Here is a 7,945-nt window from a genome sequence, read left to right as displayed (position 1 = left end):
TGGGGGGGGGTGGCAGCGGCCCACCCGGCGGGCGCTTCCCCGCCGGGGTGGCCCCTACGGGCTAGTGGTGGGGCGGTGTGGCGGGGGTGGGCGGCCCCCCCCACGACGCGCTCCCCCACCTTGATGAACCCCTCGACCCGCACCCGGCTGGCCGCGTGCGCACCGTAGAACGAAGCCGTGCGCACGAGCGACGACACGTAGCGGGCATCGTCGACCTGGGCGTCGTAGTACGTGATGCCGCCGACCAGGACGTCATTGGCGAGGCTCGGAATGAGCTTCTGCACCTGGCTCTTCGACAGGTGGCGGTGGTGCGGCACACCGGGCGGGCGCCCGCCGGTGTACGAGAAAATGTCATAGAGCAGCATGCCGGCGCCGATGTAGAACCGTTCGGTGAAGCGCTTCTTGAGCGGGTACAGAAACCGCACCGGCTTAACGAGGTGCGGCGCGATTCGCTGCAGCAGCAGGCCCCGCTCGGTGAGGGCCTCGCGCACCAGACGAAAGTCGAGCTGTTCCAGATAGCGGATGCCGCCGTGCACAAGCTTGGACGACCGGCTCGACGTGCCCGACGCCCAGTCCCGCGCTTCCAGAATGCCCACACTCAAGCCGCGCGTGACGGCATCAAGGGCGGCGCCGGCGCCGACGATGCCGCCGCCGACGACAAGAATGTCGAGTTCTTTGTCTTTGAGCTTGGTGAGAGCGGCGACCCGCTCCTCAGGCCCTAATTTTGTGGACCGGGTAACCGAATTGTGGGAAGCCATTGCTACTCCTGTTCAGACTCAGTGTTCAAGACGAGAGGTCAGGGCGTGCTGCGACAACATTGTTGCGGGTGATCGAAGAAAAGTACGTCTATCTTCGACGCTAGTTCACTCGGTACGGCGCGACAACCACTTCAACCCGTTGAAATTCTTTGAGATCGGAGTAGCCGGTGGTTGCCATCGACCGACGCAGCGCGCCGATCAGGTTGGCGGTGCCGTTGGCGACCGGCGCCGGGCCGTACAGAATCTCCTCGAGCGGGGCGACGGAGCCGACCTCGACCCGCTTGCCACGCGCCAGCTGCGCGTGGTGTGCCTCGGCGCCCCAGTGGAATCCGCCACCGGGGGCATCCGTTGCCCGGGCCAGCGCGGTGCCGAGCATGACGGCGTCGGCGCCGCAGGCGACGGCCTTGACGATGTCGCCCGACGTGCCGAGGCCACCGTCGGCGATGACGTGCACGTAGCGGCCACCCGATTCGTCCATGTAGTCGCGACGCGCGCCGGCAACGTCTGCTACCGCGGTCGCCATCGGGGCGTGGATGCCGAGGGTCGTGCGGGTGGTCGACGCGGCTCCTCCGCCGAAACCGACCAGAACGCCCGCGGCTCCGGTGCGCATGAGGTGCAGGGCAGCCGTGTAGGTGGCCGCGCCGCCGACGATGACGGGAACGTCGAGTTCGTAGATGAACTTCTTGAGGTTGAGCGGTTCCTGGTTCTGCGACACGTGCTCAGCCGAGACGGTTGTGCCGCGAATGACGAACAGATCAACGCCAGCGTCGACGACGGTTTCGTAGAGCTCCTGGGTGCGCTGGGGCGAGAGGGCCCCGGCCACTGTGACGCCGCCGGCGCGAATCTCGGCGAGGCGGGCGGTGACGAGCGCCGGCTGGATCGGGGCGGAGTACATCTCCTGCATGCGGGCGGTCGCCGTGTCAGCGGGCAGTCTGCGAATTTCGGCGAGCAGCGGCTCGGGGTTCTCGTGCCGGGTCCACAGACCTTCGAGGTCGAGCACGCCGACGCCGCCGAGCTGGCCCATCATGATGGCGGTGGTGGGCGAGACGACGGAGTCCATCGGTGCCGCGAGCACCGGAATGGCGAACTGGTAGGCGTCGATGGTCCACCCGACCGACACGTCCTCCGGGTCGCGGGTGCGCCGACTGGGCACCACCGCGATGTCGTCGAAGGCGTACACGCGGCGTGCGCGCTTGGAACGGCCGATCTCGATTTCCATGGTTTCAGTTTAGCCGACCCGTACCGGGCCCTCGTCGTGGAGCACTACAAAACGAACTAAGCCCGGATACCAGCAGCCATCCGGGCTGGGTTCGGCAATGACTAGCGGCGGTAGTTGGGCGCCTCGACCACGATCTGCACGTCGTGCGGGTGCGATTCCTTGAGCCCGGCGGGCGTGATGCGCACGAACTTGCCCTTCTGCTTGAGCTCGGCGATGGTGCGGGCGCCCACATAGAACATGGACTGACGCAGGCCGCCGGTGAGCTGGTAGGCCACCGCCGCGAGCGGGCCGCGGTACGGAACCTGGCCTTCGATGCCCTCGGGAATGAGCTTCTCATCGCTCGGCACGTCGGACTGAAAGTAGCGGTCCTTGGAATACGAGGTCTTTGAGCCGCGGGTCTGCAGCGCGCCGAGCGATCCCATGCCGCGGTAAGTCTTGAACTGCTTGCCGTTGACGAACACGAGTTCGCCGGGGCTTTCGGTGCAGCCGGCGAGCAGGGAGCCGAGCATGACGGTGTCGGCGCCGGCCACGAGGGCCTTGGCGATGTCACCGGAGTACTGCAGTCCGCCGTCGGCGATGACCGGAACACCGGTTTCGCGTGCGGCAAGCGAGGCCTGATAGACGGCAGTGATCTGAGGAACACCCACACCGGCCACGATGCGGGTGGTGCAGATGGAGCCGGGACCCACGCCCACCTTGATGGCGTCAGCGCCCGCGTCGACGAGCGCCTGGGCGCCCGAACGGGTGGCTACGTTTCCACCGATCACGTCAACGTCGGCGAAGGCCTTGTCTGATTTTAGACGGCGAATGATGTCGAGCACGCCGGCACTGTCGCCGTTGGCGGTGTCCACTACGAGCACGTCCACCCCCGATTCGAGCAGGGCGCTCGCGCGCTCCCAGGCGTCGCCGAAGAAGCCGATCGCCGCGCCGACACGCAGGCGCCCACCGTCATCCTTGGTGGCGAGGGGATACTCTTCGCTCTTGTCGAAGTCCTTCACGGTGATCAGACCGGTGAGCTTTCCGCCGGCATCGATCAGCGGGAGCTTCTCGATCTTGTGCCTGGCGAAGATCGCGAGTGCATCTTCGGGGGCCATACCGACTTTGCCGGTGATCAGCGGGGACGTCGTCATGATCTCGCGCACCCGGGTGAGAGCCTTCTTGGCGTGGGGCACGAAGCGCATGTCACGGTTGGTGATGATTCCGACGAGAACACCCGCGCCGTCGATGACGGGTAGCCCGCTGATGCGGAACTGGCCGCACAGGGCGTCAACCTCGGCCACGGTCGCGTCGGGCGAAGTGGTGACCGGATTGGTGATCATTCCGGATTCGCTGCGCTTGACCAGGTCGACCTGTTCGGCCTGGTCGCCGATCGAGAGGTTGCGGTGCAGAATTCCGAGGCCGCCCTCGCGGGCCATGGCGATGGCCATGCGCGTCTCGGTGACGGTGTCCATGGCGCTCGAGAGCAGCGGCAACGACACGTCGATTCGCCGGGTCAAGCGGGACTTGGTGACCGCCTCACTCGGAATGACGTCGGTGTGCCCCGGCAGGAGCAGCACGTCGTCGTAGGTGAGCCCGGTGAATCCGAACGGATCTGGCTGATCCATGAAACCCCTTACCTATAGCAAAAAACAGAAAATTATCCGGCAGAACGCGTGAAACAACCGGTCCTCCAATGTTAAGCGTGTTTGGGCTCATCACATTCCGCCCACGAATTGTGAGCCAGTGCGGAGTTTCGAAACATATAGGACATAATCGGCACGTACTCTCAACAACGACGTTGGCAGTACTTGCCCGGCGCCCGCCCGGTCACCCACCGGTCGGCACCAACATGGAGGTCCCGTGAAGTCCACTCTTACGGCTCAGAGATACGTACCCAGGATGCTGGCCATCCTGTTTGTGACGCTTCTCGCAGCCCTCACCCTGGCCACCTTCTCGGCGGGCAGCGCGCACGCCGACGAGGTGGGCACCGAGTACAACTTCACCCTCTCGGGCAACGTGCAGTTCAACGGAAAAGCCCTCGACCGTGTTTCCATCGCCGTCGACGGTAACGGTTACAAGGCCGACACCGTGACTGACGCCGAGGGCAAGTGGTCGATCGGGGTTCCCGAAAAGGGCACCTACAAAGTAACCCTGGACGAAGAGACCCTGCCGAAGGGCGTCATCGTCGCCAAGGGCGCCAATGTCATCAATGCGGAGTTCGGGCTGACCGACCGCCGCTCGGTGAACTTCTTCCTCGGTGAAGGCACCCGCACCACGGTCAGCTTCTTCGACCAGTTCGTCAACCGGTTCGTGAACGGCGTGAACTTCGGCCTGCTGCTGGCCCTCGCCGCGATCGGCGTGTCGCTGATCTTCGGTACAACGGGCCTGAGTAACTTCGCCCACGCCGAAATGATCACCTTCGGCGCCCTCATGACACTGGTCTTCTCGGTGACCCTCGGCCTGCCGATCTGGCTGGCCATCCTGATCGCGATTGTGCTCAGCGGATGCCTCGGCTGGGGTCTCGACGCGGTCCTGTGGAAACCGCTGCGCAAGAAGGGGGTAGCCGTTATCCCCCTCATGATCGTCAGCATCGGCCTGTCGCTCGCACTGCGCTACCTTTACCAGTATTTCTTCGGCGGCGGCACGAGCCAGCTGCCCGGTGCCGGTATGGCCGACCTCAAGTTCGGCGCGATTTCGCTCTCGCCGATTGACCTCGCGAGCATGGGCATCAGCGTTGTCGTGCTGCTCGCTGTCGCCTACTTCTTGCTGCGCACCCGCGTCGGCAAGGCCACCCGCGCTGTCTCGGACAACCCGAGCCTCGCCTCGGCGAGCGGCATCGACGTTGACGGCGTCATTCGCATCGTCTGGGTGGTCGGCGCAGCCCTCGCCGGGTTGAGCGGCGTGCTCTGGGCCTACTTCAGGCCCGGCGTGAGCTGGGACATGGGGTTCCAAATGCTTCTGCTCGTGTTCGCCGCCGTGACACTCGGTGGCCTCGGTACCGCGTTCGGCGCCCTGATCGGCTCGATTATCGTCGGCTTGTTTGTTGAGTTGTCGACGTTGTGGCTTCCGTCCGACATGAAGTACGTCGGCGCCCTTGTCGTGTTGATCCTGGTGCTGCTGCTTCGGCCGCAAGGCATCCTGGGTCGCAAAGAGAGAATTGGTTAGGGGTTCACATGGACTGGGGAGCAATCTTTAGTAACGCAGCCGTCGAGCTGATCAGCCCGACCACGGCCGCATACGCCCTCGCCGCCCTCGGGCTCGCGGTGCATTTCGGCTACACCGGTCTGCTCAACTTCGGCCAGGCCGGGTTTATGGCTCTTGGAGCCTACGGCTATGCGATCTCGATTCTGACCTTTGGGTTTCCCGTCTGGGGAGCCTTTCTGGTCGGCGTCGGGGCATCCGTTTTGTTCGCCCTGATTTTGGGTATTCCGACGCTGCGACTGCGCGCTGACTACCTCGCGATCGTTACGATTGCCGCCGCCGAGATCGTGCGGCTGTTGTTCACGACAAACACGTTCGCGTCGGTCACCGGGTCGGCCAACGGACTGAGCGGCTACAAGAACGAGTTTGCGGCGCTCAACCCGCTCGCCGACGGCACCTACGGCTTCGGCCCATTCACGAACAACGCCTACGACACCTGGCTGCGCATCGTGGCCTGGTCAATCGTGATTCTCGCCGCGCTGCTGGTCTGGCAGATCATGCGCAGCCCCTGGGGCCGTGTTATCAAGGGCATCCGGGAAGACGAAGACGCCGTGCGCGCGCTCGGCAAGAACGTCTACGCCTACAAAATGCAGTCACTCATTTTCGGTGGTGTTCTCGGCACCATCGCCGGCATGATCTTTGCCCTGCCGCGAGCGGTCGTGCCGTCGAACTACCAGACGACACTGACCTTCTTCATCTACGCCATCCTGCTACTCGGCGGAGCCGCGACGGTGCTCGGCCCGATCATCGGTTCGATGATCTTCTGGGTGCTGCTGTCGTTCTTCTCCGGTTTCGTCGCCCGGGCCGTGGAGGCAGGCTGGTTGCCGTTCATGTCGAGCATCCAGGCCGGGCAGCTACGTTTCATCCTGGTCGGGGTGGCGATCATGCTGATTGTGATTTTCAGACCGCAAGGCATCTTCGGAAACAAGAAGGAGTTGGCTTTTGTCCGCTAATACTGTTCCCACTGGCACGGGCCCCGCTGGCCCCGTTTCGACCGGCGTGGTTCCCACGGCCAAGCCGATCAAAACGACCGGCCTACACATCGGCGACGCCGAACCGGGCTGCGAGAAGATCGATCCGATCCTCGTCGTCGACAACGTGCGACGCACGTTCGGCGGCCTCACCGCCGTCGATGTCGACCACGTTGAGGTTCCGCGCGGCGCCATCACCGCGCTGATCGGGCCGAACGGCGCCGGCAAGACCACGCTGTTCAACCTGCTGACCGGCTTCGACAAGCCCGACAGCGGCAGGTGGACCTTCGACGGCCGCTCCCTCGCCGGCGTTCCCGCCTACAAGGTCGCCCGCATGGGTCAGATTCGCACGTTTCAGCTGACCAAGGCGCTCGGCCTGCTGACCGTCATGGACAATATGCTGCTCGGCGCCACGGGCCAGACCGGCGAGAACATGTTCCGCGCCCTGATGCCTTTTCTCTGGCGCAACCAGGAAGAGGAGAACCGGGCCAAAGCGCTCGATCTGCTCACCCGGTTCAAGCTCGACACCAAAAAAGATGACTATGCCGCGAGCCTGTCCGGTGGCCAGCGCAAGCTGCTCGAAATGGCGCGAGCGCTCATGAGTGACCCGACCCTTGTGATGCTCGACGAGCCGATGGCCGGGGTCAACCCGGCCCTGACCCAGTCGCTGCTCGACCACATTCTGAACCTCAAATCCCAGGGTATGACCGTTCTGTTCGTGGAGCACGACATGCACATGGTGCGCCACATCGCGGACTGGGTGATCGTGATGGCCGAGGGCAAGGTGGTCGCCGAGGGCGACCCGCACGAAGTCATGAAGAACCCAGCGGTGATCGACGCCTACCTCGGACAGCACCACGACGAGGACATCGGCGAAGACCTCAGCGCCGAAACCGAGAACGTGTCAGCCATAAAGGAGTTGCTCAATGACGAACGCTGACCCGCTGGCCGTGCCGGCTCCGACCAAGACCCGGAACGCGGTCGTCGAGGTCAAGACCGTCACCGCCGGCTACGTGACCGGTGTGAACATTCTCAACTCCTGTTCGCTCACCGCCTACGACGGCGAACTCATCGGCATCATCGGTCCGAACGGTGCCGGCAAGTCGACGTTGCTCAAGGCGATCTTCGGCCTCGTGAAGGTGCGCGACGGCGAGATTCTGCTGCGCGGCAACAACATCACCAATCTCAAGGCGAACAAGCTCGTCGCCCAGGGTGTCGGTTTCGTGCCGCAGAACAACAACGTGTTTCCCACCCTGACCATTCGCGAGAACCTCGAGATGGGGATCTTTCAGAAGCCCAAGGGTCTCGTGGAGCGGCTGGAATTCGTCACGGAGATCTTCCCGGAGCTCGGCAAGCGTATGTCGCAGCGCGCGGGTTCGCTCTCGGGTGGCGAACGCCAGATGGTCGCCATGAGCCGCGCGCTGATGATGGGACCGCACGTACTGCTGCTCGACGAGCCGAGTGCCGGCCTCTCTCCGGTGCGCCAGGATGAGGCTTTCTTGCGGGTGAAGGAGATCAACAAGGCGGGGGTGACGACGATCATGGTCGAGCAGAACGCTCGTCGCTGCCTGCAGATCTGTGACCGCGGTTACGTGCTCGACCAGGGCCGCGACGCCTACACCGGCACCGGCCGCGAGCTGCTGAATGACCCCAAGGTCATCGGCCTGTACCTGGGCACCCTCGGGCAGGATTAACCCGCAGAACCGCCCCCAGCAGCTTCTCAGCGGCGCCCGCGCGTGTCTCGGGGGCCGGGTCTGTGTTGCCACTGGCCGCGGGGGCCTCGGTTTTGGGGTCGGCGTGGTGGGCCACAACGGGGC

At 64.4% G+C, this 7,945-nt stretch carries 7 protein-coding genes; 4 read left to right on the top strand and 3 right to left on the bottom strand.

Annotated elements, in window-relative coordinates:
• The 3 genes from LH475_RS02105 to guaB form a co-directional block, all read right to left on the bottom strand.
• A partial coding sequence (locus LH475_RS02105; RefSeq protein ID WP_297412750.1) for an FAD-dependent oxidoreductase occupies positions 1-758 on the bottom strand: 758 nt, incomplete at its 3' end.
• Positions 759-858: 100 nt separating this feature from the next.
• Entirely contained in the window at positions 859-1,977 is a 1,119-nt protein-coding gene (locus LH475_RS02100) for a GuaB3 family IMP dehydrogenase-related protein (RefSeq protein WP_196843407.1), read from the bottom strand.
• A gap of 101 nt (positions 1,978-2,078) precedes the next feature.
• Positions 2,079-3,581, bottom strand: a complete 1,503-nt coding sequence (guaB, locus tag LH475_RS02095) for an IMP dehydrogenase (RefSeq protein WP_196843408.1) — start codon at positions 3,579-3,581, stop codon at positions 2,079-2,081.
• 274 nt (positions 3,582-3,855) lie between these two features.
• On the opposite strand from guaB, the gene LH475_RS02090 reads away from it, so the two are divergent.
• From LH475_RS02090 to LH475_RS02075, 4 genes are all read left to right on the top strand, one after another.
• Positions 3,856-5,121 carry a branched-chain amino acid ABC transporter permease gene (locus tag LH475_RS02090; protein ID WP_196843410.1) on the top strand — a complete coding sequence of 422 codons (1,266 nt, stop codon included), beginning with the start codon at positions 3,856-3,858 and terminating at the stop codon, positions 5,119-5,121.
• Positions 5,122-5,129: 8 nt separating this feature from the next.
• Positions 5,130-6,110 (top strand): branched-chain amino acid ABC transporter permease, encoded by a 981-nt coding sequence (locus LH475_RS02085; RefSeq protein ID WP_196843412.1) that lies wholly within the window; start codon positions 5,130-5,132, stop codon positions 6,108-6,110.
• 67 nt (positions 6,111-6,177) lie between these two features.
• Positions 6,178-7,068 carry an ABC transporter ATP-binding protein gene (locus tag LH475_RS02080; RefSeq protein WP_297412751.1) on the top strand — a complete coding sequence of 297 codons (891 nt, stop codon included), beginning with the start codon at positions 6,178-6,180 and terminating at the stop codon, positions 7,066-7,068.
• Complete coding sequence (locus tag LH475_RS02075; protein WP_196843413.1) at positions 7,055-7,822, top strand: ABC transporter ATP-binding protein; 768 nt, start codon at positions 7,055-7,057, stop codon at positions 7,820-7,822. The genes LH475_RS02080 and LH475_RS02075 overlap by 14 nt, the downstream gene beginning before the upstream one ends.
• The last annotated feature ends 123 nt before the right edge of the window (positions 7,823-7,945 follow it).

It is taken from the genome of Cryobacterium sp. (assembly GCF_026786305.1).
In the GTDB taxonomy this organism is placed as follows: Bacteria; Actinomycetota; Actinomycetes; order Actinomycetales; family Microbacteriaceae; genus Cryobacterium.
The sequence above is the reverse complement of the archived record's forward strand: the minus strand, read 5'-3'. Positions and strand labels throughout refer to the sequence as shown.